The sequence below is a fragment of the Thermoanaerobacterales bacterium genome, assembly GCA_030019475.1.
Taxonomy (GTDB): domain Bacteria; phylum Bacillota; class Desulfotomaculia; order Desulfotomaculales; family JASEER01; genus JASEER01.
In genome coordinates, this window is record JASEER010000011.1 from 38441 (window position 1) to 60435 (window position 21995).

Annotated in this window: 24 protein-coding genes; all 24 read left to right on the forward strand. The window is 64.2% G+C overall.

Going from position 1 to position 21995, the window contains the following annotated elements:
- Positions 1 to 11: 11 nt before the first annotated feature.
- Positions 12 to 1202 (forward strand): stage III sporulation protein AE, encoded by a 1191-nt coding sequence (gene spoIIIAE, locus QMC81_04625; GenBank protein ID MDI6906761.1) that lies wholly within the window; start codon positions 12 to 14, stop codon positions 1200 to 1202.
- Positions 1203 to 1227: 25 nt separating this feature from the next.
- Positions 1228 to 1809, forward strand: coding sequence for a stage III sporulation protein AF (locus QMC81_04630; protein ID MDI6906762.1), 582 nt, complete (start codon positions 1228 to 1230; stop codon positions 1807 to 1809).
- A gap of 20 nt (positions 1810 to 1829) precedes the next feature.
- Complete coding sequence (locus tag QMC81_04635) at positions 1830 to 2447, forward strand: hypothetical protein (protein MDI6906763.1); 618 nt, start codon at positions 1830 to 1832, stop codon at positions 2445 to 2447.
- A gap of 53 nt (positions 2448 to 2500) precedes the next feature.
- Positions 2501 to 3046 carry a SpoIIIAH-like family protein gene (locus QMC81_04640; GenBank protein MDI6906764.1) on the forward strand — a complete coding sequence of 182 codons (546 nt, stop codon included), beginning with the start codon at positions 2501 to 2503 and terminating at the stop codon, positions 3044 to 3046.
- Between the two features lie 183 nt (positions 3047 to 3229).
- A complete protein-coding gene (gene accB / locus QMC81_04645) occupies positions 3230 to 5119 on the forward strand; it encodes an acetyl-CoA carboxylase biotin carboxyl carrier protein (protein ID MDI6906765.1) in 1890 nt (629 codons plus the stop codon).
- A gap of 29 nt (positions 5120 to 5148) precedes the next feature.
- Positions 5149 to 6495 carry an acetyl-CoA carboxylase biotin carboxylase subunit gene (accC, locus tag QMC81_04650; GenBank protein MDI6906766.1) on the forward strand — a complete coding sequence of 449 codons (1347 nt, stop codon included), beginning with the start codon at positions 5149 to 5151 and terminating at the stop codon, positions 6493 to 6495.
- Between the two features lie 69 nt (positions 6496 to 6564).
- Entirely contained in the window at positions 6565 to 6972 is a 408-nt protein-coding gene (locus QMC81_04655; GenBank protein MDI6906767.1) for an Asp23/Gls24 family envelope stress response protein, read from the forward strand.
- 18 nt (positions 6973 to 6990) lie between these two features.
- Positions 6991 to 7521, forward strand: coding sequence for an alkaline shock response membrane anchor protein AmaP (amaP, locus tag QMC81_04660; protein MDI6906768.1), 531 nt, complete (start codon positions 6991 to 6993; stop codon positions 7519 to 7521).
- Between the two features lie 12 nt (positions 7522 to 7533).
- A complete protein-coding gene (locus tag QMC81_04665) occupies positions 7534 to 7749 on the forward strand; it encodes a DUF2273 domain-containing protein (protein MDI6906769.1) in 216 nt (71 codons plus the stop codon).
- A 4-nt stretch (positions 7750 to 7753) separates the two neighbouring features.
- Complete coding sequence (gene nusB / locus QMC81_04670) at positions 7754 to 8197, forward strand: transcription antitermination factor NusB (protein ID MDI6906770.1); 444 nt, start codon at positions 7754 to 7756, stop codon at positions 8195 to 8197.
- Positions 8198 to 8401: 204 nt separating this feature from the next.
- On the forward strand, positions 8402 to 9631 hold the full coding sequence (xseA, locus tag QMC81_04675) for an exodeoxyribonuclease VII large subunit (protein ID MDI6906771.1): 1230 nt from the start codon (positions 8402 to 8404) through the stop codon (positions 9629 to 9631).
- Positions 9632 to 9697: 66 nt separating this feature from the next.
- Positions 9698 to 10570: a bifunctional 5,10-methylenetetrahydrofolate dehydrogenase/5,10-methenyltetrahydrofolate cyclohydrolase gene (locus tag QMC81_04680; protein ID MDI6906772.1), complete on the forward strand. Its 873-nt coding sequence runs from the start codon at positions 9698 to 9700 to the stop codon at positions 10568 to 10570.
- On the forward strand, positions 10558 to 11193 hold the full coding sequence (locus QMC81_04685; protein MDI6906773.1) for a cyclodeaminase/cyclohydrolase family protein: 636 nt from the start codon (positions 10558 to 10560) through the stop codon (positions 11191 to 11193). The genes QMC81_04680 and QMC81_04685 overlap by 13 nt, the downstream gene beginning before the upstream one ends.
- Before the next feature lie 56 nt (positions 11194 to 11249).
- The gene (gene xseB / locus QMC81_04690) at positions 11250 to 11474 is read left to right on the forward strand and encodes an exodeoxyribonuclease VII small subunit (protein MDI6906774.1); all 225 of its coding nucleotides are present in this window, start codon (positions 11250 to 11252) and stop codon (positions 11472 to 11474) included.
- Positions 11471 to 12370, forward strand: coding sequence for a polyprenyl synthetase family protein (locus QMC81_04695; GenBank protein MDI6906775.1), 900 nt, complete (start codon positions 11471 to 11473; stop codon positions 12368 to 12370). The genes xseB and QMC81_04695 overlap by 4 nt, the downstream gene beginning before the upstream one ends.
- Positions 12371 to 13137: 767 nt before the next feature.
- The gene (locus QMC81_04700; GenBank protein MDI6906776.1) at positions 13138 to 13731 is read left to right on the forward strand and encodes a hypothetical protein; all 594 of its coding nucleotides are present in this window, start codon (positions 13138 to 13140) and stop codon (positions 13729 to 13731) included.
- A gap of 57 nt (positions 13732 to 13788) precedes the next feature.
- Positions 13789 to 15690 (forward strand): 1-deoxy-D-xylulose-5-phosphate synthase, encoded by a 1902-nt coding sequence (dxs, locus tag QMC81_04705; GenBank protein MDI6906777.1) that lies wholly within the window; start codon positions 13789 to 13791, stop codon positions 15688 to 15690.
- Between the two features lie 11 nt (positions 15691 to 15701).
- Positions 15702 to 16514, forward strand: a complete 813-nt coding sequence (locus tag QMC81_04710; GenBank protein ID MDI6906778.1) for a TlyA family RNA methyltransferase — start codon at positions 15702 to 15704, stop codon at positions 16512 to 16514.
- Positions 16515 to 16536: 22 nt separating this feature from the next.
- Complete coding sequence (locus tag QMC81_04715; GenBank protein ID MDI6906779.1) at positions 16537 to 17388, forward strand: NAD(+)/NADH kinase; 852 nt, start codon at positions 16537 to 16539, stop codon at positions 17386 to 17388.
- 12 nt (positions 17389 to 17400) lie between these two features.
- Positions 17401 to 17859 (forward strand): arginine repressor, encoded by a 459-nt coding sequence (gene argR / locus QMC81_04720; protein ID MDI6906780.1) that lies wholly within the window; start codon positions 17401 to 17403, stop codon positions 17857 to 17859.
- Between the two features lie 22 nt (positions 17860 to 17881).
- Positions 17882 to 19570 carry a DNA repair protein RecN gene (gene recN / locus QMC81_04725; protein ID MDI6906781.1) on the forward strand — a complete coding sequence of 563 codons (1689 nt, stop codon included), beginning with the start codon at positions 17882 to 17884 and terminating at the stop codon, positions 19568 to 19570.
- Positions 19571 to 19752: 182 nt separating this feature from the next.
- A complete protein-coding gene (gatC, locus tag QMC81_04730; GenBank protein ID MDI6906782.1) occupies positions 19753 to 20034 on the forward strand; it encodes an Asp-tRNA(Asn)/Glu-tRNA(Gln) amidotransferase subunit GatC in 282 nt (93 codons plus the stop codon).
- Positions 20035 to 20048: 14 nt separating this feature from the next.
- A complete protein-coding gene (gene gatA, locus QMC81_04735; GenBank protein MDI6906783.1) occupies positions 20049 to 21521 on the forward strand; it encodes an Asp-tRNA(Asn)/Glu-tRNA(Gln) amidotransferase subunit GatA in 1473 nt (490 codons plus the stop codon).
- Positions 21522 to 21523: 2 nt separating this feature from the next.
- On the forward strand, positions 21524 to 21995 hold a 472-nt coding region (locus tag QMC81_04740), incomplete at its 3' end, for an Asp-tRNA(Asn)/Glu-tRNA(Gln) amidotransferase GatCAB subunit B (GenBank protein ID MDI6906784.1).

Genomic DNA, 21995 nt, shown 5'->3' on the forward strand with positions numbered 1-21995 from the left:
GGGGGCCTGCAATGCATAAAAGATGTTTTTTCCCGGTCCTTCTCTTGCTGGTCTGGCTCTTCCTGCCACCCGCTTCCTGGGCGGCCGGGGCCGAAAACACGGGCCGGCAGCCCGCGGCGGCGGCCGACGGAATGCTCAGTGAACTCGACCTCGGGAAGGTGGACGGGGCGGCGAAGATCCTGGAAAAGGAACTGTCCCCCGCCGTGCCCGAGGTGAGTTTCACCGGCCTGGTCCGTTCCCTGGTCCGCGGAGAAGGAGGGATGGGGGCCGGCGATATCCTGGACGCGGTTCTCCGTTATCTCTTCGGCGAAGTGGCCGGCAGCGCCGTGCTTTTGGGGAAGCTGGTCGTCCTGGCGGTGATCGGCGCCGTCTTGCAGAACGTCAGCTCGTCCTTTGAAAAGGCCACCGCCGGCCGGATGGCCCAGGCCGCGGTCTACCTGGTGCTCATCGTGATCGCCCTCGGCTCCTTTACCGCCGCGCTGCGGATCGGCCGGGAGGTTATCGACGGCATGGTCTCCTTTATGCACGCCCTGCTCCCGGTGATGATCACCCTGCTCTGCGCCGTCGGCGGACTGACCACGGCGGCCCTGTTTCATCCCGCAGTGGTGGCGGCGGTAAACGTCACCGCCACCCTGGTGAAGAACATCGTGTTCCCGCTTATCTTCTTTTCGGCCATCCTGACGATGGCGAGCTACCTGGCCTCCGGGTTTTCGGTGACTCGCCTGGCGGACTTCTTCCGGTTCGTGGGGCTGGGCCTGATGGGACTTTTGACCACAGTCTTCCTGGGGGTGTTGGCCATCCAGGGGGTGGCGGGCGCCGTTACCGAGGGTATCGCCTTCCGCACCGCCAAGCTGGCCACCAGCACCTTCATCCCCGTGGTGGGCAGGGTCTTTGCCGACGCCATGGACGCCATGGTCAGCTCATCGCTCCTGGTGAAGAACGCGGTGGGAATGGCGGGGCTGCTGATCGTTTTCCTGATGGTTGTGTTTCCGTTGCTCAAGATCCTGAGCCTTGTGGTTGTCTACAAGCTGGCCGCAGCCCTGGTTCAGCCCTTGGGGGAGAAGAACCTGGCCGATCTGATGAACGCCCTGGGGAACGCCATCGTTTCGATCTTCGCCGTGGTGGGGACGGCCGGCATCCTGTTTTTCTTCGCCCTGGCCATCGTGACCGGCCTGGGGAATATCAACGTTATGCTGCGCTGAGGGCGCCGGCTGCGGGGAGGGAGGGATGGACCTGGAAGCCCTGCACGTGCTGGTTCGGGAACTGGTGGTGCTGGCGGTGTTGGCCCTCTTCTTAGAACTCCTGCTGCCCGCCGGTGATATGCGCCGTTACGTGCGGATGGTTTTCGGGCTGCTGGTTATCGTCGCCGTGGTGCAGGCGGCTGCCGGTCCCTGGCGGGGGCTGGCACAGGAGTTTTCGGCCCTTTCGGTGCAGAGCGTTCCGGCGGCGGGGGACGCCCTGGATGATGGCCGACGATTGTGGGAGGAGAACCAGGCGCGGGCCCAGGCGGGATACCGCGACGGCCTGGCCAAGCAGATTAAGGCCCTGGCGGCCTTCAATCCGCACCTGGAAGTGCGGCACGTGGAGGTCCGCCTGGCGGAAGGAGCAGAAGCCGACCCGGGGGCGATCGAGGAGGTCCTGCTGACCGTGGCCGGGAAGAGCAGGCCCGTCGAGGAGGTCCGGATCGGCGAAGGAGATACGGGGGGCGCGTTTGCGAAGCAGGAAGAAGAGGGCGAACGTCTGCGAACGGTCATCGCCGGCTTCTATAACCTGCGGCTGGAGCAGGTCGTGATAAGTTACGAGCGGTAACACCAAGGGGGATGATGACAATGCCGAAGCTGAACGAGATACTGGCGCGGTTGCTGGGCGAGGGACAACGGCGCCAGCAGATTTTGGTCCTGCTGGCGCTGGGCGTCCTGGGCCTGGTACTGCTTTCGGTGGGATCGGCGGGAGGGGGTGGAGGGGGACAGCCAGGGGCGGACGCGGGGACACCGCGCCCGGAAGAAGGAATGCCGGTTACCCGGAGCGCAGCGCTCAAAACGAGAGCCGAAGAAGAGTACCTGGCGGCCCGCCTGGAGTCCATGCTCTCCCAGGTGGCCGGGGCCGGGGCCGTGGACGTGACGGTCAAGCTGGAAGGGTCGAGCGTCCTCGAGTATGCCACCAGCGGTTCGGTAAACCGCCGGGTTACCGAGGAAACGGACCGGGACGGCGGGCGGCGGGTGATCACCGAGGACAACCTGGACGACCAGGTCGTGGTCGTCCAGGCCGGCGGGGGACAGCAGCAGCAGGCGGTCGTCGAGCGCGAGGTCGCTCCCCGGGTGACCGGGGTACTGGTGGTGGCCGAAGGGGCCCGCGATCCGCAGGTGAGGATGGAACTCTTCCGGGCGACGCGTGCCGCACTGGGCGTGGAACCGCACTTGATCGAGATTATGCCGCGGAAGTTTTAGGGCTGAAACATTGGGCGGGGCACCGCGAAACTGGTGGAGGGGGATGAAGATCCATGCGCCTGGTGTTGGTGAGGCGGCAATGGATAGTACCGGTGATGTTCATTCTCGCCCTGATCACGGCTGCCGTGGCCGGATGGCAGGCGACCGACGGGTCGCGGCGGCCGGCGCCGGCGCCCCCGCCGGCCGCGCCGGCCGCCGGGATCGTCCAAGACCGCGCGGCGGCGGCCGGCGACGCCTTCTACGTCGACTGCCGCCTCGACCGGGAACGGTCCCGCGGGCGGCAGGTGGAGTACCTGCGGGAGATCATCAACGATACCAAAGCGGCGGCCGAGGAACGCAAAGAGGCGCAAAACGAACTCCTGCGCATCACGCGCGAGATTGAACGGGAAACGAGCACGGAGAACATCCTGCGCGCGCGGGGCTTTCCCGACGTCGCGGTCCTCTTCCAGGGCCGGACGGTAACGGTGGTCCTCCCGCAAAGCCTGAACGCGGACGAGCGTACGAGCGTCATTACGCTGGTCGCGCGGGGGACAGGGGTGGCGCCGGAGGACGTGATGGTCATCGACCGGGCCGGCGAGGGGACGGGGACACCCCGTTAACCCGCAAGAGATGAACCCCGGCGGACATGTGTGGCCGTTCGGTCTTGAAAGTGTATTGTATACTTTTTGGGGGCTATATTCCCAATCTACGGCCCCCCAATTATAATAAGGAGCGTATTCCGCTTGTTTTGTACGTTGGGTTGTCAGGTTTGACAACCCAACTTTAATCGGGAGGGGAAGTCTTTGCCGCCGGTCAGGATCACCGACACTACGCTTCGTGACGGCCACCAGAGTTTATGGGCGACTCGTATGCGCACAAAGGAAATGCTCCCTATCGTGGAGAAGTTAGATCAGGTAGGGTATTTTTCCCTGGAGGTCTGGGGTGGGGCGACGTTCGACGTCTGCCTGCGTTACCTGGGGGAGGACCCCTGGGAGCGCCTGCGGCTCCTCAAGAAGGCTGCGCAACGCACCCCGCTGCAGATGCTCCTGCGGGGGCAATCCCTGGTCGGTTATGCCCACTACCCGGACGACGTGGTCGAGGCCTTCGTGGACCGGGCGGTGGCCAACGGCATCGACATCATCCGCATCTTCGACGCCCTTAACGACGTACGCAACATGACCACGGCGATAAGGGCGGCGAAACGCGCCGGGGCGCACGTTCAGGCGACCGTCGTTTACACCCTGAGTCCGGTGCACACCGTCGAGCACTACGTGGCCACGGCGGTGGAACTGGCCGATCTGGGCGCGGACTCGATCTGCATCAAGGACATGGCCGGAATGCTTGCCCCCTACCGGGCCTTCGAGCTGGTCAGCACCCTGAAGCGGAAGCTGTCGATCCCCGTGCAACTGCACTGTCACTACATCGGCGGTATGGCCGTGGGCGCCTATCTTAAGGCGGCCGAGGCGGGGGTCGATGTGATCGACACGGCCTCCGTACCGCTGGCCTTCGGCGCTTCCCAGCCGCCGGCGGAAACCGTAGTCCGTGCCCTGCGGGAGACGCCCTACGATACCGGACTCGACATTCGCCTGTTGTTCGAGATCGCCCAGTACTTTGAGGATCTGCGGAAAGAGCGCGGTTTTGAGCGGGGCGTGACCCGTATCCACGATATGCGCGTCTTTGACCATCAGGTGCCCGGCGGGATGATATCCAACCTGGTCAGCCAGCTGAACGAGCAGCGTGCCCTGCACAGGCTCGAAGAGGTCCTGGCGGAGATCCCCCGGGTACGGGCGGAACTGGGTTATCCGCCGCTGGTCACCCCCACCAGCCAGATCGTCGGCACGCAGGCGGTGCTTAATGTTCTGACCGGACAGCGCTATAAGCTGATCCCGGGGGAGGTCAAGAACTACGTCGCCGGGCTTTACGGGCGTCCGCCCGGGGCTCTTGACCCGGAGATCGCCCGGAAAGTGCTTGGGGACCGCGAACCGGTAACCTGCCGGCCGGCCGACTTGTTGGAACCGCGAATGGAAAAAATGAGGGAAGAAATAGGGGACCTGGCGCAGTCCGAGGAAGATATCCTTTCCTACGTCCTCTTCCCCCAGGTTGCCCGGAAGTTCCTTGAGGCGCGCGCGGTCGGACAGGCGCCGTCCCTGGCGGACGGTGAAAAGCTCCGGCCCGGCTCCGGCCAAAAAACCGCCGGTCCGCCGAACGCTAAGGAGGAAGGCAGGAAGAAAATGAATTTAGAGGAGATCAGGGAACTGATCCGGCTCCTTGACGAGACGGACATCACGGAGTTCTCCCTGGAGAGCCAGGGCATGCGCATCGCCATCAAGAAGGGCGTGCTGCGCGAGGCCGTCCCGCCGTCCCAGGCCGAGGTCCAATCCGGCGGTCCGCCTATAGCCCCGGCGGATACCGGGGAAGAGGCGCCGGATGGTGCGCCCGTGGTCGAAACGTTCACCGTGGTGGCGCCGATGGTGGGCACGTTTTACCGCGCCCCGGCCCCGGACGCTCCTCCGTATGTGGATGCGGGGGATATGGTGCGCGAGGGTCAGGTGCTTTGCATCATTGAGGCCATGAAGCTAATGAACGAGATAGAGGCCGAGGTCGCCGGCGAAGTGCTCGAGATCCTGGCCGACAACGGCCAGACGGTGGAATACGGCCAGCCGCTTTTCGTCATCGCCAAGAAACAGGGTTAGCATTGAGACTACGGTGATGGGAGCCATTCATGTTTAACAAAATCTTGATTGCCAACCGGGGAGAGATTGCGCTCCGCATTGTCCGCGCCTGCCGTGAGCTTGGCGTGCGGAGCGTCGTGGTTTACTCGGAGGCCGACCGAGACAGCCTGCCCGTTCGCCTGGCCGACGAGGCCCTCTGTATCGGCCCGGCCGATCCGGGGCGCAGCTACCTGAACGTGACAGGGATTATCAGCGCGGCCGAGGTCTCCGGCGCCGACGCCATCCACCCCGGTTACGGGTTTCTGGCGGAAAACGCCCGTTTCGCCGAGGTGTGCGAGAGCTGCGGGATCACCTTTATCGGCCCGCCGTTGGAGGCCCTGGAGCGGATGGGTGACAAAGCGGCGGCGCGGAAGGCCGTAAGTGAGGCCGGCGTCCCCGTGGTTCCGGGTTCTGAGGACGTGGTGGGGGACGGCGCGCAGGCCCTCAAAGTGGCCCTGGAAATCGGCTACCCTGTCCTGGTGAAGGCCTCGGCCGGCGGAGGCGGGCGCGGGATGCGCATCGCCCATAACCGGGAAGACCTGTTGCGGGCGCTGCAGACCGCCCAGGGCGAGGCCCAGGCGGCCTTCGGCAACGGCGCCGTCTATCTGGAGAAATACGTTGAGGAACCCCGGCACATTGAAATCCAGGTCCTGGGGGACAAATACGGAAAACTGGTTTACCTGGGGGAGCGGGACTGTTCCATCCAGCGGCGCAACCAGAAACTCCTGGAAGAGGCCCCATCCCCCGCCCTGACACCGGACTTGCGCCGGCGGATGGGCGAAGCCGCCGTACGGGTGGCGGCCACGGTCGGCTATTACAGCGCGGGAACCGTTGAATTCCTGCTGGACCGCCAGCACAACTTCTACTTCATTGAGATGAATACCCGTATTCAGGTTGAACACCCTGTAACCGAGATGATTACCGGGGTGGACCTGGTCAAGGAGCAAATCCGTATCGCTGCAGGGGAGGCCGTCCCTTTCGGCCAGGAGGATGTCGTGCTGCGGGGGGCGGCCATCGAGTGCCGCATCAACGCCGAGGATCCCTGGCACGGTTTCACTCCCTCCCCGGGCCTGATCGAGCAGTGGCTGCCCCCGGGCGGGCCGGGCGTGCGGGTGGACAGCGCCGTTTTCCCCGGGTATGTTGTGCCCCCGTACTATGACTCCTTGCTGGCCAAACTGATCGTTTGGGGGGCGGACCGCGAGGAGGCCGTGGCGCGCATGCAGCGTGCCCTTGACGAATTCGCCGTCGACGGGGTCGCCACCACCATCCCCTTTCACCAGCGGGTCCTGGCCAACGCCTTCTTCCGCCGGGGCGAGGTGTACACGAACTTTGTACAGCGGAGGATCTTCGCCGAGTAGGTTGCCGGGTTGCGCCGGGGGACAGGCCTCGGGTATAATCGATAATAGAAAAATATGGAGGTGACTCTAATGGAGTCAAGAACCCCTACCATTCCTGAACTCAAGGGCGAATTAGGGGCGGTCCGGATCGCCAACGAAGTTGTGGCCATTATCGCCGGCCTGGCGGCGACCGAGGTCCCGGGCATCGCGGGCATGAGCGGGGGCCTTGCCGGCGGCATCGCGGAGATGCTTGGCCGGAAGAACCTTTCCAAAGGGGTCAAGGTCGAAGTCGGTGAGAAGGAGGCCGCCGTTGACCTGTTCATCATTGTTGACTACGGCGTGCGCATTCCGGACGTTGCGATTCAGGCCCAGAGCGCGGTGAAGAGGGCCATCGAGGCCATGACCGGGCTCAACGTCGTGGAAGTGAACATCCACGTCCAGGGGGTCATCTTCTCCCGCGAGGAGGCTCGGGAGGAAGAAATGCCGCGGGTGCGCTAGCCCCAAGGAGGTAAGGAGATGGGTCCTTTTGACCGGGGCCTGACGGCACTCTACAGCCTGGTTGTTTCCGCCTTCGCCGTCGCGGCCCTGTTGGAGCTTTTCGGTTATTTGCCCCCAATGGACGGCCTGCACGCCCTGCCGGCGAAATCCCGGGACGCTGTGGCTGCCGGGTTGGGGGTTTTACTTCTGGTCGGGTTGAGGCTGCTCTGGGCCGGCGTCCGCCGAAGCCACAGGGAACGGCAGGCTGTGGTTGAGGATAACTCCCTGGGCCAGGTCCGCGTCGCCTTAACGGCCATCGAGAACCTTATCAACAAGGTCGTGTCCCAGGTGCCCGGGGTAAGGGATGTCCATTCGCGGGTGGTCGGTGACCCTAACGGCATAGCCATACGGATCAAGGCGACCGTCACCCCCGAGATCAACATCCCCGAAATCTCAAAGGAGATCCAGCAGCAGGTCCAGGATCGCGTAAAGGACGTTACCGGCATTAACACGGCCAGTGTGAGGATCCTGATTAACAATATCGCTACCGTTAAACCACGTGTGGAATAGTGAGGTGTAACCTTGCCACCGCGCTGGATTGAAATTCTGGAACAGCACTGGGGCAAGATTTTGGGGATTTTCCTCGGTCTTGTCTTTGGTTTGATCGCCATTGTCTGGGGTTTCCTGAAGGCCCTCTTCGTGGCGATCTGTATCGCCGTGGGCTTCTACATTGGAAAGCGCATCGATGAGCGCACCGACTGGAGCCGGTTATGGGAACGGCTCTTCGGGGAAAAATAACAAGATGATGGAAATGAGCCGCCGGCGGGCGCGCGAGCTGGCCTTGCAGGTCCTTTACCAGGTCGACATCGGGCAGGCCGAGGCGGACCAGGCCCTGGCGTGCACCATTGAGATCCTCGGCCTTGAAAGTCGCGGCGACCCGGGTTTCGCGCGTGACCTGATTCTGGGCGTACGGCAGCACGGCCCGTACCTGGACGGCGTGATCGCCCGGCTGAGCAAAGACTGGCGCCTGGAGCGCATCACCTATGTCGACCGTAACATCCTGCGCTTGGGGCTGTATGAAATCCTTTTCCGGGCGGCGCAGGTCCCGCCGAACGTAGCCGTCAACGAGGCCGTTGAACTGGCGAAGAAGTACGGGACCGAAGAGTCGAGCCGGTTTGTGAACGGCATCCTGGGCCGCGTGGTGGAAAACCCCGAGTCGTTCGCCCCGGAAAAGGGAGAAACCTAGAGGGATTACCGGCGGGAAGCGGCCGGTAACGGAGGCTCGTAAAAAGGCGGGGCCGCCTTGGATGGGGCGCGGCCGGCGGGCGGCAAGCCGGAAGGGGTTTCGGCAGAGAGTTCCCCGGGGTCAGGGAGGCGGGAGAGGTATGCCGGCCCTCTGACCCCGGGGCCTTTACGGAAAGACGCGAGTGGAGGGGAGGTCGGGCAGCGGGTGCGGATCGTTGGGGTCTCCGAATTGACGGCGTATCTGAAAGAGCGCCTTGAGGGGGATCCCTTTCTGGCCAACGTCTGGGTCCGGGGAGAAGTTTGCAACTGCCATTATCATTCCTCGGGACACGTGTACTTTGCCCTCCGGGAGAAAGGAGCTTTATTGCGGGCGGTGATGTTCCGCTCCCGGGCCGGCCGTCACAGCTTCAGGCTGCAGAACGGGCTGGCGGTGGTCGCCCGGGGGGCGATCGGCCTTTACGAGCGGGACGGTCAGTACCAGCTGTACGTGGAGGAGGTCGAGCCGGAGGGGGTCGGGGCCTATTACGCCGCTCTCGAACAACTCAAGGCGCGCCTTCAGGCCGAGGGGCTCTTTGACGAGCGGCGGAAACGCCCGCTTCCGGCACTGCCGTTAAGGATCGGGCTGGTGACCTCACCCGTAGGGGCCGCGGTACGGGATGTGATCACTATTGCCGCCAAGCGCTGGCCTCTGGCGGAGATCGTTCTGGCACCGGTGAGCGTTCAGGGCGATTCGGCTCCTTATGAGATTGCCCGCGGCATCAGGATGTTAAACGGTGTGGACGGCATCGACGTTATCGTCGTCGGACGGGGCGGCGGGGCGCCGGAGGAGTTGTGGGCCTTCAATACGGAGATGGTGGCCCGCGCCATCTTCCATTCCAGGGTTCCGGTGGTATCGGCTGTCGGCCACGAGAAAGACGTTACCATCGCCGACCTGGTCGCCGACCGGCGGGCGGCGACGCCGTCGGCCGCGGCGGAGCTTCTCTGTCCGGACCGGATGGATGTCGCCCGGTACCTTACGGGTCTCGCGCACCGCCTGGCCAGGGCCGTTAACGCCCGTCTGGACCGCGGACAGCACCGGCTTTCCGCCCTGCTGCGCAGCCGGGCGCTGGCCCGGCCGGTTGAAACAGTGTGCGGGCAACGACACCGGGCCGTCGACCTCCTGGCGGTTCGCCTGCGCCGCGGGGCGGAGGCTGTTATCAGCCGGCGGAGCGCGGATCTGGGCCAAGCGGCCGCGCGCCTGGATCCTTTAAGCCCCCTGGCCACCCTGGCCCGCGGCTACAGTATTTGCCGCCGTGAGGCTGACGGAGCCATCCTGAGGGATGCGGCGATGGTAGGGGTCGGGGAGAAGGTCGGTGTGCTACTGCACTCCGGGCGTCTCCGCTGCACCGTATCGGCGGTGGAAACAGAGCAGCCGGTCCCCGGACCCGGGCTGTGACCGCCGGCGGGCCGGGGTGCCTGCATCCGATGGCCACCCGGGAATGCGGGAATTGGAGGTGGAGGATTGGCCCGGTTACTGGACGGCAAGAAAACTGCGGCAGCGATCAAGGATGAACTGAGGGAGGACACCGCCCGCTGGGTGCGACGCGGGGTTCAGCCGAAACTGGCCGCGCTGTTGGCCGGCGATGACCCGGCAGCGCTCGCCTACGCCCGCTCCAAAGAAAAGGTCTGTGCCGGCCTGGGAATGGACTATGAGATGCATCATCTGCCGGGGGAGACGCGTGAAGAGGCCGTACTTGACCGGATCAGGAGCCTTAACGGTGATCCGGCGGTCCACGGGATTATCCTGGAGATGCCCCTGCCGCCGCAGATCGACCGCCGGCGGGCCATGGAGGCCATTGACCCCCTCAAGGACGTGGACGGAGTCCACCCTTTGAACAGGGGGCGCCTGATGGCCGGAGACCGGGGCCTGTTCCCCGCGACGCCGCTGGCCTGCGTGGAAATCCTGCGCCGCCACGACGTCCCCCTTGCCGGGCGGGACGTGGTCCTGGTCGGCCGCGGCGAGACCGTCGGCAAGCCCCTGATTTTTCTGCTCTTGCAGGAAAACGCCACGGTCACGGTCTGCCATACCCGTACCGCCGACCTGGCCTCGCATACGCGCCGGGCCGAGGTCTTGATTGTTGCGGCGGGGAGGCGTGGGTTGGTGACGGGTGATATGGTCCGGGAAGGGGTGACTGTGGTCGACGCCGGGATCAACCCGTCCCCGGAGGGCAGGCTCTGCGGGGACGTGGACTTCGAAGGTGTGGCGGCGAAGGCGGCGGCGATTACGCCTGTGCCGGGCGGGGTGGGAAGCCTGACCACGGTTCTCCTCTTAAGAAACGTGTTAAAGGCCGTAGCCCTCCAGGCCGGCGGGGAGGGAACATCGTGGAAAGCCTGAGCCACTGGACATTACAGGACTTTCTCGCCCGTGCCGCGTCCCGCGAGGCCACTCCGGGAGGAGGCAGCGTGGCCGCCCTGGCGGGCGCTCTGGCAGCGGCTATGGCGGCGATGGTGGCCAACCTGACCGTGGGGCGGCCGCGGTATGCCGCGGTGGAGAGCGAGTGCCGGGAGGCGATCGCGCAAGCCGAGAACCGGCGCGCGGTCCTGCAGCGGCTGATCGATGAGGACGTGCGGGCCTTCGAGGCCCTCATGGCGGCATACCGCATGCCGCAGGACGGCCCGGAACAACAGGTACAAAGAGGCAAGGCTATTCAAGAAGCCCTTGGCGACGCCATCAGGATCCCCCTTGAGACGGCGCGTGCCGCGCTGGATGTCCTGAGGCTGGCCCGGCGCCTGGCGGAGATCGGCAATGCCAACGCTGTAAGCGACGCCGGCGTGGCGGCCTGCCTTGCGGAAGCGGCCGTGGCGGCCGCCCTGCGGAACGTGGACATCAACCTGCGGGGCCTGGCGGACGGTGCCCGCGCGGCGACCCTTGTTGCCGAGCGGGAGGCGCTGGCGGAAGAGGCCCGGCGCTTGGGTGAAGAAGCGGATCGTATATTGGATGCACGCCTGGACCGATGAACGCAGTGCGTGACCGTGCATCGTGTGCATGGCGGGAGGAGGCTGGGACAAAGAACATGGCTGCGGAGGCCACTTTCGAAGAATCCCTGGGGCGTCTGGAGGAAGTTGTGCGGCAGCTGGAGGACGGTGACCTCCCCCTGGAGAAGGCATTGGATCTTTACGCCGAAGGCGTTGCCCTGGCCAGGTACTGTCACGGTTTGCTGGAACGGGCCGAGCAGCAGGTCCGGGAGCTTTCGCTCGCCGGTGATGGTGATGACCAGCAGGGCGGGAAGCCGGAATGACGGGCCGGGATTACTTGGCGGATCTGAGCGCCAGGGCACGGCTGGTCGACACCGCTTTGGACCGCTATCTTCCGCCGGAGGACGCCCCTCCGGCGGTTATCCACCGGGCGATGCGTTACAGCGTTTTCGCCGGGGGGAAGCGCCTGCGGCCCGTCCTGTGCCTGGCCGCCTGCGAGGCTTCCGGGGGAGATCCGGCGGATGCGATGCCGGCGGCGTGCGCCTTCGAGCTGATTCATACCTATTCGTTGATTCACGACGACCTGCCGGCGATGGATAATGACGACCTGCGGCGGGGACGGCCCACGAGCCACCGGGTGTTCGGCGAGGCCATCGCCATCCTGGCGGGGGACGCCCTGCTCACCCTGGGTTTCAGCCTGTTGGGGGCCTGCGTGCGGAAGGGTGCCCCGGAAAGGCCCGGGCTCCTGTCCCTGGTCGAGGAAACAGCGCAAGCCTGCGGCACGGCGGGCTTGATCGGGGGGCAGGTGGCCGACCTGCAGGCCCCGGGAAGGATGACCAGTCTGGCTGAACTGGAGGCCGTCCACCGGGCCAAGACCGGCGCTCTTTTCCGGGCCGCCGTACGGGCCGGCGCGCTGATGGCGGGGGCCGGCACGGATGTCTTGGAGACCCTTACCGCGTTTGCGGAACGTTTTGGGTTGGCCTTCCAGATCACAGACGATATCCTGGATATTGCCGGCGATGAGGAGAAGCTGGGCAAGCCCGTGGGCAGCGATAGGCGCAACGAGAAAGTGACCTTTGTCTCGCTCCTCGGCCTGGACGAGGCGCGGCGGCGGGCCCGGATCGCCGTGGAAACCGCCGTCAGCGCCCTGGACGGTTTCGGCCGGGAAGCCGATTTTCTGCGCCGTACGGCGCTATTCGTCCTGGCGCGTGAGTTTTAAGGCCTGGGAAGGGTGCGGCGGGGCTCGCCTGTATCCGGCCGCGTCAGGGCGGGGGATGGCGATGTTTGAAGGGGCGTTTGCGGTATGTTATGATAGATACGCAGTCTTTGAAAACTGAATATCTGGGTAAGTGACGCAGTATCCTAGTCAGGCACTCTCTTTTCGAGGGCGGGCCTAAAAATCCGCCAAGGGCACATCGATGAAGTTCCTGGTGCCGGCTTGCAACGCCCAGTTGCGGGCTGGTACTGGGAGTTAAGGTTGCGGGGCGACCCACAACGGCATGTGGGCGTTGACCCTGCTTCCGCGGAGACCCAAGTACGTGGGGAGCGGCGCGAACTATGGCTTGGGGTAGAACCTGTATGTGGTGAAAGCTGCGTGCAGCGTAGCCTGCCTTGAGTGGCGATGGTGGATACCGTTCGATGCGCCTGGGGGCGGGGGGCCCTTCGCCTCCCGGCGCGGGTCGAAACCATCACTGCAAAAGAGGCTAGGAAAGGGAGCCGCCTGTCAAGGAAAACTTCTAGGCTGTCCGCATTGCGGGGCAGGCCGGGGATTACAGTGTAGACTGAGTGGCAATCCAGTCCCGGTACCGGTAACGGTCCGGAGACGGCCTTAAAGGGAAACCGCCGGGACGGCGACGCCCGGTGACCGTCTGGGAAAGCCTACTGGACCTAAGCTACAATGTTTATCCGGTCTGTTGTCACTTACCTCCATTAACTTATATTATTTTGTCAGACGTACCCCCTTCAGGGGGGAGAGGTGCAGGCCTTTTGGCTAACGGCCGATCACGGTCTTTTCTTCGTTATGTATTACTGGTTACACTGGCTTCCTTTACAGTAACCATCCTGCTCAGCTTCTTCAGCGAATTCGCCACACGCCGTCTGGCCAGTATCGCACTTGCGATCGCGATGCTGGTGGTAATAATTGCGATCAACGTTATCGCCGACATCCTTGGCACCGCGGCAACGGCGGCGCGGGAAACACCCTTTCACGCGAAGGCGGCGAAGAAGGTCTTCGGCGCCCAGCAGGGGGTCTACCTGCTGCGCAACGCCGATAAGGTAGCGAACTTCGCCAATGACTTCATCGGTGACATCGCGGGCACTCTTGCCGGCGCTCTTGGCATTTCACTTATGGTTCAGGTTTCCCGGGGACTTCCCGCTGCCGATGTCGTGACGCTGAATGTCCTGATTACGGCGCTGATCGCCGGCCTGACGGTCGGTGGTAAAGCTCTGGGCAAATACATTGCCGTCGGACATGCAAACGAGGTCATCTTCCTCGCGGGACGGGTCTTGGCGATCCTTCAAAGGCTTGCGTCCTGGCGGGGCGGCAACCGTAACAGCCGAAACCGAAAAGGCGGGAAGTAAGCCCCCTTCCGCTTGCCCGCCCCCAGGAAGTTGTGTGGACCGGGGAGTGTGCATCGCTTGAAGTTATTAGATGGAATCGATTCCTCGCAGGACCTTCGGCCCCTTTCCTACGAACAGTTGGATCAATTAGCGGCAGAGATCCGGGAGTCGATGGTGCAGACGGTCGCCCAAACCGGCGGCCACCTGGCCCCAAACCTGGGGGTTGTCGAGTTGGCTCTCGCTATTCACCGCGTCTTTTCGGTGCCCCAGGACCGCATCATCTGGGATGTTGGCCACCAGTGTTACATCCATAAACTTCTGACCGGGCGCCGCGAGCGTTTTTCCACCTTGCGGCAGTTCGGGGGCCTTAGCGGCTTCCCGTCCCGGGCGGAGAGCGAATGTGACGCCTTCGGCACCGGGCACAGCAGTACGTCCATTTCGGCCGCCCTGGGGATGGCCCTGGCCCGTGATTACGGCGGGGACGACCATGCCGTGGTCGCCGTTATCGGCGATGGAGCATTGACTGCCGGCATGGCTTTCGAGGCCTTGAACCATGCCGGCCATCTGCAACGGCGCCTGATCGTTATTCTCAACGACAACGAAATGTCCATCTCCCATAACGTCGGCGCCCTTTCAGGGTACCTTTCCCGCCTGCGCACCGATCCCATGTATACCCGCGGGCGGGCGGAGTTCGAGGAACTCCTGCGCCGCATTCCGGCCATCGGCCCCCGTGTGCTGAAGTGGGCGCTGCGTGTTAAGGACAGCCTCAAGTACCTCATCGTGCCGGGAATGATCTTTGAGGAGCTTGGTTTCACCTATCTCGGCCCGGTGGACGGTCACAACATCCGCACCCTGACGGAGGTCTTGCGGCAGGCCCGGGCCGCCGGGGGCCCGGTGCTCGTACACGTCCTGACGAAGAAGGGTAAAGGCTACCGGCCGGCGGAGGTCAACCCTGACAAATTCCACGGTATCGGGCCTTTCGATCCGGCGACGGGGAGGACGAAGCCGGCGCAGCGCGTCACTTATACGGAGGTTTTCGGGCGCACCCTGGTCAACCTGGCACAGGAAAACGATCGTATCGTCGCCATTACGGCGGCCATGACAAGCGGGACCGGCCTGAGGGAATTTGCCAGACTCTTCCCCGACCGGTTTTTTGACGTCGGCATCGCCGAGCAGCATGCCGTGACCCTGGCGGCCGGAATGGCTGCGGAAGGCTACCGCCCCGTTGTGGCCGTATATTCGACCTTTTTGCAACGGGCCTTCGACCAGGTGATTCACGATGTTTGCCTGCAGAACCTGCCGGTCGTCCTGGCTCTGGACCGCGGCGGTATTGTCGGCGACGACGGCGCCACGCACCAGGGAATCTTCGACCTCTCCTATCTGCGCATGATCCCAAATCTGGTGGTAATGGCGCCGAAGGACGAAAACGAACTGCAACACATGCTCCGGACCGCGATGACCCACCCTGGTCCCATCGCCGTGCGTTACCCGCGCGGCACCGGCACCGGCTGCGCGCTGGACCAGGAAACCCATGAACTGCAGGTGGGGCGGGCGGAGGTGCTTCGCCAGGGGAACGACACGACCCTGCTGGCGATAGGGAACATGGTCCCCGTCGCCCGGGAAGCGGCGGAACTCCTTGCCGCGAGGGACTACGACGTTACGGTCATCAACGCCCGGTTTGCAAAGCCGCTGGATGAGGAGTGTATCATCCGCTTTGCCCGCCGTACGCGTCGCCTGTTTACGCTGGAAGAGAACGTTCTGGCGGGAGGTTTCGGGGCCGGGGTTCTGGAGATGCTTTCGGGGCGCGGTGTAGCCGACGTCCGGACGACGCTTCTGGGCTTGCCGGATTCGTTCATAGAACATGGCGCCCCGGCCGTCCTGCGCGAAAAGTATGGTTTGACCGCCCGCGCCGTGGCCGAAAAAGTGGAACGCGAGCTGCAAAAGGTGGGCCGGTTACGCCTCGCCGGCAAGCAACGTTAAGGGTTTCAGCGATGGAACGGCGGCGCCTTGACGTGTATCTGGTGCAGAAAGGCTTTTTCCCGTCCCGTGAACGGGCCCGGTCGGCGGTCATGGCCGGGCATGTTTATGTGTCCGGGCGGTGCGTGGATAAGCCCGGTACCCCTGTCCCGCCGGACGCGGTTGTGGAGGTACGGGGCACCGACCGTCCTTACGTCAGCCGCGGCGGGCTTAAGCTGGAAGGCGCCATCACCGCCTTCGGTATCGACCTCCGGGGAAAGGTCGTCCTCGATGCCGGAGCATCGACCGGCGGGTTCACCGACTGCGCCCTGCAACACGGGGCACGGCGTGTTTACGCCGTGGATGTCGGCTATGGCCAGCTGGACTGGTCCCTGCGTACCGACCCGCGGGTCACCGTTCTGGAGCGCGCCAACATCCGCTACCTGGACTCCGAGGCGTTGGATGAAAGTCCGGACTTCGTTACCGTTGACCTTTCGTTTATCTCGCTGGGCAAGGTTCTCCCGAATATCGACCGCCTGGTGGCGGCTGATGCCGAGGCTATGCTGCTGGTGAAGCCCCAGTTCGAGGCCGGGCCGGAGAAGGTGGGGAAAAAGGGCGTCGTACGCGATCCCGCCGTGCACGCCGAGGTCCTCGGCCGGGTGCTGGATACCGTCCGGGGTCTCGGGTGGCAGGTCCGGGGAGTCGCCTTTTCGCCCATCCGCGGGCCGGAGGGGAACATCGAATACCTGGTCTACGCCACGAAGCGGCACGATCCGGAGCGGGAATGGCGGGGCACGGTGGGCGCCGTGGTAGAGAAGGCCCATGCCGCCCTGGGAAGCGGGAAGTGAGTCAGTCAAGAGGGGAGAAGGCTTGAGAACATTCGGCCTGGTGGTCAACCGACATCTTGCGGCGCCCGTGGTCCGGCCGGTGGTCGAGGAGATGCTGGCGCGCCTGGATCCGGCCGGGGTACGGCTGGTGATGCTCGGGAACGGCGCCGACCTGGCGTTGCCGGTAGAGGCGGCGACCGACGCGGAACGGGTGGAAATGGTCATTGCGCTCGGGGGCGACGGCACCGTCCTCAGCGCCGCGCGCTGGGCGGCGCCGAGAGAAGTGCCGGTGCTGGGCATCCGGATGGGACGCCTGGGCTTTCTGAGTGAGGTCGAGCCCTCGGGTATTTCAACCGCCCTTGGAAAATGCCTGTGCGGCGATTATGTCCTGGAACCGCGGGCGATGCTGGAGGCCGCTATCATTCGTGAAACCGGCCGGGTCGAGGCCGGGGTCGCCCTGAACGACCTGGTGATCACCAAGGGCACCCTCCTGCGCCCGGTCAGCACCGAAGTGCGGGTTAATGATGAGCCTGTCGCCAGTTTCCTCGGCGACGGGGTCATTTTGGCCACCCCGACCGGGTCAACAGCCTATTCCCTCTCCGCCGGCGGACCGATCCTGACTCCCGACGTCCAGGGCATCATTATCACTCCCCTTTGTGCGCACAGCATCGTGGCCCGGACGGTGGTCGTGGGTCCGAACAACGTTGTCCGGGTAACCCTGCTTTCGGCACGGAAGGGGGCGATCCTGGTCCTTGACGGCCAGGAAAGCCACAATCTTGCCCACGGGGAGGCCGTAGTGGCACGGCAGGCGGCGCGTCCGGCGCTGCTCATCCGCCTGCGTCCTTGGAGCTTCTTTGAGGTGCTCCGCGAGCGCCTGGAGAAAAGGGGAAGTTAGATAGACTTGAAGATGCGAAGGCAGAGACAAATACTGGAGATTATCCGCCAGCAGCCGATCGGCACGCAGCTGGAACTGGCCGAGGCTTTGCGCCGGGCCGGTTTCAAGGTTACCCAGGCCACCGTCTCCCGGGACATCCGGGAACTGGGGCTGGTCAAGTCCAGCGCCGGCCCGGTGGCGCGCTACCTGGCCCCCGGCGAGGAACCGCCGGCCCCGTCCGACGACCGGCTGCGGCGGTTCTTTCGCGATTACGTGACGGACGTCGACCACAACGAGAGCCTGGTCGTGGTCAAAACTCTTCCGGGAGCCGCGCACGGGGTGGCCGAGGCCATCGACCAGGCGCGTCTGCCCGGAATCCTGGGGAGCGTGGCCGGGGACAATACCATCTTCATTGCGGCTCGCACCCGGGAACAGGTGCGCAGGATGGTGCGCACGCTTACCGGGTTCCTGGATGGAAAGCGCAAAGGGTAACCGTGGCGGGTGAGGCAAAAGCATGTTATATCGTCTGACAATAAAGAACTTTGCCCTCATCGACGACCAGGACATTACATTCGGACCCGGTTTGAATGTCCTGACCGGGGAAACGGGAGCCGGAAAGTCGCTGGTTCTGGACGCGATTCAGGCAGTCCTGGGATGGCGGGCCTCCGCCGGTATCGTCCGTGCCGGTGCCGAGCGGGCCGTCGTGGAGGGCATCTTTGACCTGCAGGAACGGCCGGGCCTCGTCGAGGACATTCCCCTGGAGGACGGTTACCTGATCCTGGAGCGCGAGGTCCATGCCGGCGGGCGGGGCCTCTACCGGGTAAATGGAAGAGTGGTGCCGGCCGCCTTTTACCGTGACATCGGTCGCCGGTTGGTTGACTTCCACGGGCAGGGGGAACAGCAGGGACTGCTGCGTGAAAACCGGCACCGGGCCCTGCTCGACGCATTTGGCGGCAAGGAACTGGCCCCCCTTACGGGGAAGGTGCGGAGCCTTTACCAGGAGTGGAATGAGGTCCGGAAGGAACTGGACGAGATCCGGGAACAGGGCATGGAGAGGGCGCGCCGCCAGGACATGCTGACCTTTCAGGTTAAGGAGATAGACGCCGCCCGTCCCCGGCCCGGGGAGGACGACGAGCTGGAGCAGGAAAGGGGGCGCCTCGTCCATGCCGCCCGGATCGCCGAGCTGGCCGACCGGGTCTACGTCACCCTCTACCGGGGCGACGGGCGGCAGCGGGCGGCGGGGGATTTAATCGCCGAGGCGATAGCCGCCCTGAAAGAGCTGGTTACGCTGGACCCCGGCGCCGGGGCCCTGGTCGCAACCCTGGAACCGGTGCTCTACCAGGTACAGGATCTGGCGCACGATCTGGCACCTTACCGTGATCTGGCCGACCTTGACCCCAGGCGGCTGGAGGCCGTGGAGGATCGCCTGGCGGTACTCAGGCGCCTTAAACAAAAGTACGGGCCGACGCTGGATGCGGTTCTGGCTTTCCGGGAGCAGGCGGCCGCCGAGTTATCAAAACTGGCCGGCGGGGAGGAGCGGGCGGCCGTCCTTGGTTCCGCCCTGCGTGACCTGGAACAGCGATGGCACGAGGCGGCGCAGGCCCTGAGCAAGGCCCGCGCGGCCGTGGCCAGGCGCTTTGAGGATTCTGTGGCGCGTGAACTGCGCGAACTCGAGGTGGGGGAGGCGGCTTTTCAGGTGGTGTTCAGGCCGGTGGAAGGACTTACGGCTTTCGGTGCGGAAGACGTGGCTTTCTACCTGGCACCGAACCCCGGGGAGCCGGCCCAGCCGTTGGCGAAGGCCGCCTCCGGTGGCGAGCTTTCCCGGGTAATGCTCGTCCTGAAGGACGTCCTGGCTGCCGGAGACGAGATCCCGACCATGGTTTTTGACGAGGCCGACGCCGGCGTCGGCGGCCGCGCGCTTGACGCCGTGGCAAAAAAACTGGCCGAGATCGGGCACCATCACCAGGTGTTGTGCGTCACGCATGCCGCCCAAGTGGCCAGCCTGGCGCGCCGCCACTTCCAGATCTCCAAGGAGACCGTGGACGGGCGTACGCGAACCCGGATCACTGTCCTGGAGGGGGAGGCGCGTATTGAAGAACTGGCGCGCATGCTGGCGGGGCGCAAGGTGAGTGATCTGGTCCGGCGGCACGCCGTCGAACTCCTGGGACGGACCGGGGATTCCCGGGAAGGCGCCCGCGGTTGAGATAAGTTGCAGGAAACTGTATATTTATGCACTAAAACCTCCCCGGTGGAGGTTTTATTCTCGCTTTATTAAACTGTCATGTCTTGCCCATCCTGCAGGGAACAGGGGGACTTGCTTGAAAACTGCCGGCGCTGGTATAATAACCTGTATGTTTAAACCATTAACGCAAGGCAGGTGAAAGAATGCTCACGCAGGCCGATGTCGAACACGTCGCCTTGCTGGCACGCTTGGAATTGAGCCAGGAAGAAAAGGAACTCTACACGTCGCAACTGGGTAAAATCCTGGAATACGCCAGGGTTCTTCAAGAACTGGACACCACCGAAATCCCCCCGACGGCCCATGTCCTGCCGCTCCAGAACGTTTTCCGCGAGGATCTGGTGGGGGAACACCTGCCCATCGGGGATGTTCTGGCGAACGCCCCCGAACCCGAAGGGCATTTCTTTAAGGTGCCCCGCATCATCTAAGGAGTGAAACGCCCTTGGATCTTCATGAGCTTACCGCCCATGAACTCCACGACCTATTAGCGGCCGGCAAGGTCTCGGCCGTGGAGATCTGTGAGGCGGTGTATGCGCGCATCGCGGCGGTCGAGGAAACCATCGCCGCCTACCTGACCCTGGCCCGGGAGGAAGCTCTTTCCCGGGCGCGGGAAGTCGACGCCCGCATCGCTGCGGGTGAAAAACCGGCACCGCTCGCCGGTATTCCCGTGGCCCTGAAGGACAACCTCTGTACCAAAGGTTTGCGCACGACCTGCGCTTCCAAGATTCTATATAACTTTATCCCTCCTTATAACGCTACGGTAGTGGATCGTCTCTACAACCTGGGCGCGGTACCGGTCGGGAAAACAAACATGGACGAGTTCGCCATGGGCTCGTCCACCGAAAACTCAGGCTTCTTCCCGACACGCAACCCGTGGGACCCGGGGCGGGTGCCGGGCGGTTCGAGCGGCGGTTCGGCCGCGGCCGTGGCCGCGGGCGAGGCCGTCTATGCCCTGGGTTCGGATACCGGCGGCTCCATCCGCCAGCCGGCTGCCTTTTGCGGGGTGGTGGGGATGAAGCCGACTTACGGAACGGTCTCGCGTTTCGGCCTCATCGCCTTCGCCTCGTCCCTGGACCAGATCGGGCCGTTGACCAAGGACGTGACCGACTGTGCGCTGGTCCTGAACGCCATCTGCGGTCATGACCCGCTCGACGCCACCTCCGTCCAGAACTCCTATCCGGACTTCACGGAATTCCTGGTCGACGATATCGCCCGACTCAAGGTCGGGGTGCCCAGGGAATACCTGGCGGCCGGCCTGGATGACAGGATGCGGGCTGTGTTTGACGAGGCCATCCGGGTCCTGGAGGCAAAGGGCGCCCATGTCGGGGAGACCACGCTGCCGCATACGGCTTATGCCCTGCCCACCTATTACCTCATTGCTCCCGGTGAGGCGAGTTCGAACCTGGCCCGCTACGACGGGGTACGGTACGGTTACCGTGTTCCCGACGCCGAAGACGTTGTCGATATGTTCAGCCGGACCCGTAGCCGTGGCTTCGGGCCGGAGGTCAAGCGCAGAATTATGCTGGGCACTTACGCTCTTTCAGCCGGTTACTACGACGCCTATTACCTGAAGGCCTTGAAAGTGCGGACCCTCATCCGCCGGGACTTCGAGCGGGCTTTCGAGGAGTTTGACGTCCTGCTCTGCCCGACCACCCCCAGTCCCGCCTTCCGGCTCGGAGAAAAGACGGATGATCCTCTGCAAATGTACCTTTCCGATATTTACACCCTGGCCGTTAACCTGGCAGGCCTCCCGGGCATTTCAGTGCCGGGCGGGTTCGTGGACGGACTGCCGGTCGGGGTTCAATTCATCGGGCGGCCGCTGGGAGAGGGTACTCTCCTGCGCGCGGCCTACGCCTTTGAACAGGGTGCAGACCACCACAAGCGGCGTCCGCCGCTTTCCGGGGGGGTGCGTTAATCTTGCCCGGTTACGAACCGGTCATCGGCCTTGAGGTACACGTCGAGCTCAGGACAGCCAGTAAGATCTTTTGTTCCTCAACAACGGCTTTCGGGGGGGACCCCAACCACCATACCTGCCCCGTTTGCCTGGGCCTGCCGGGTGTCCTGCCCGTTCTCAATAAGAAAGTGGTCGATTACGGGATCCGGGTGGGCCTGGCCCTGAATTGCAGCATCGCCCGTTTTTCGAAGTTTGACCGGAAGAACTACTATTACCCCGACCTGCCGAAGAACTACCAGATTTCCCAGTACGACCTGCCCCTGGCCGAGAACGGTTACCTGGAGATCGAAGGCCGGCAAGGCCGGAAGCGGGTGGGGATCATCCGTGTGCACATGGAGGAGGATGCCGGGAAGCTGGTACACCAGGGGAGTATCGCCGCCACGCCCTATTCCCTGGTCGACTACAACCGGACGGGGGTGCCACTCCTGGAAATCG

Coding starts and splice junctions, on each gene's coding strand:
- QMC81_04630 (MDI6906762.1), top strand. CDS start 1,228: ATGGACCTGGAAGCCCTGCACGTGCTGGTTCGGGAACTGGTGGTGCTG.
- QMC81_04635 (MDI6906763.1), top strand. CDS start 1,830: ATGCCGAAGCTGAACGAGATACTGGCGCGGTTGCTGGGCGAGGGACAA.
- accC (MDI6906766.1), top strand. CDS start 5,149: ATGTTTAACAAAATCTTGATTGCCAACCGGGGAGAGATTGCGCTCCGC.
- QMC81_04640 (MDI6906764.1), top strand. CDS start 2,501: ATGCGCCTGGTGTTGGTGAGGCGGCAATGGATAGTACCGGTGATGTTC.
- spoIIIAE (MDI6906761.1), top strand. CDS start 12: ATGCATAAAAGATGTTTTTTCCCGGTCCTTCTCTTGCTGGTCTGGCTC.
- argR (MDI6906780.1), top strand. CDS start 17,401: ATGCGAAGGCAGAGACAAATACTGGAGATTATCCGCCAGCAGCCGATC.
- amaP (MDI6906768.1), top strand. CDS start 6,991: ATGGGTCCTTTTGACCGGGGCCTGACGGCACTCTACAGCCTGGTTGTT.
- recN (MDI6906781.1), top strand. CDS start 17,882: ATGTTATATCGTCTGACAATAAAGAACTTTGCCCTCATCGACGACCAG.
- QMC81_04695 (MDI6906775.1), top strand. CDS start 11,471: ATGACGGGCCGGGATTACTTGGCGGATCTGAGCGCCAGGGCACGGCTG.
- QMC81_04655 (MDI6906767.1), top strand. CDS start 6,565: ATGGAGTCAAGAACCCCTACCATTCCTGAACTCAAGGGCGAATTAGGG.
- gatC (MDI6906782.1), top strand. CDS start 19,753: ATGCTCACGCAGGCCGATGTCGAACACGTCGCCTTGCTGGCACGCTTG.
- nusB (MDI6906770.1), top strand. CDS start 7,754: ATGATGGAAATGAGCCGCCGGCGGGCGCGCGAGCTGGCCTTGCAGGTC.
- QMC81_04710 (MDI6906778.1), top strand. CDS start 15,702: ATGGAACGGCGGCGCCTTGACGTGTATCTGGTGCAGAAAGGCTTTTTC.
- xseB (MDI6906774.1), top strand. CDS start 11,250: ATGGCTGCGGAGGCCACTTTCGAAGAATCCCTGGGGCGTCTGGAGGAA.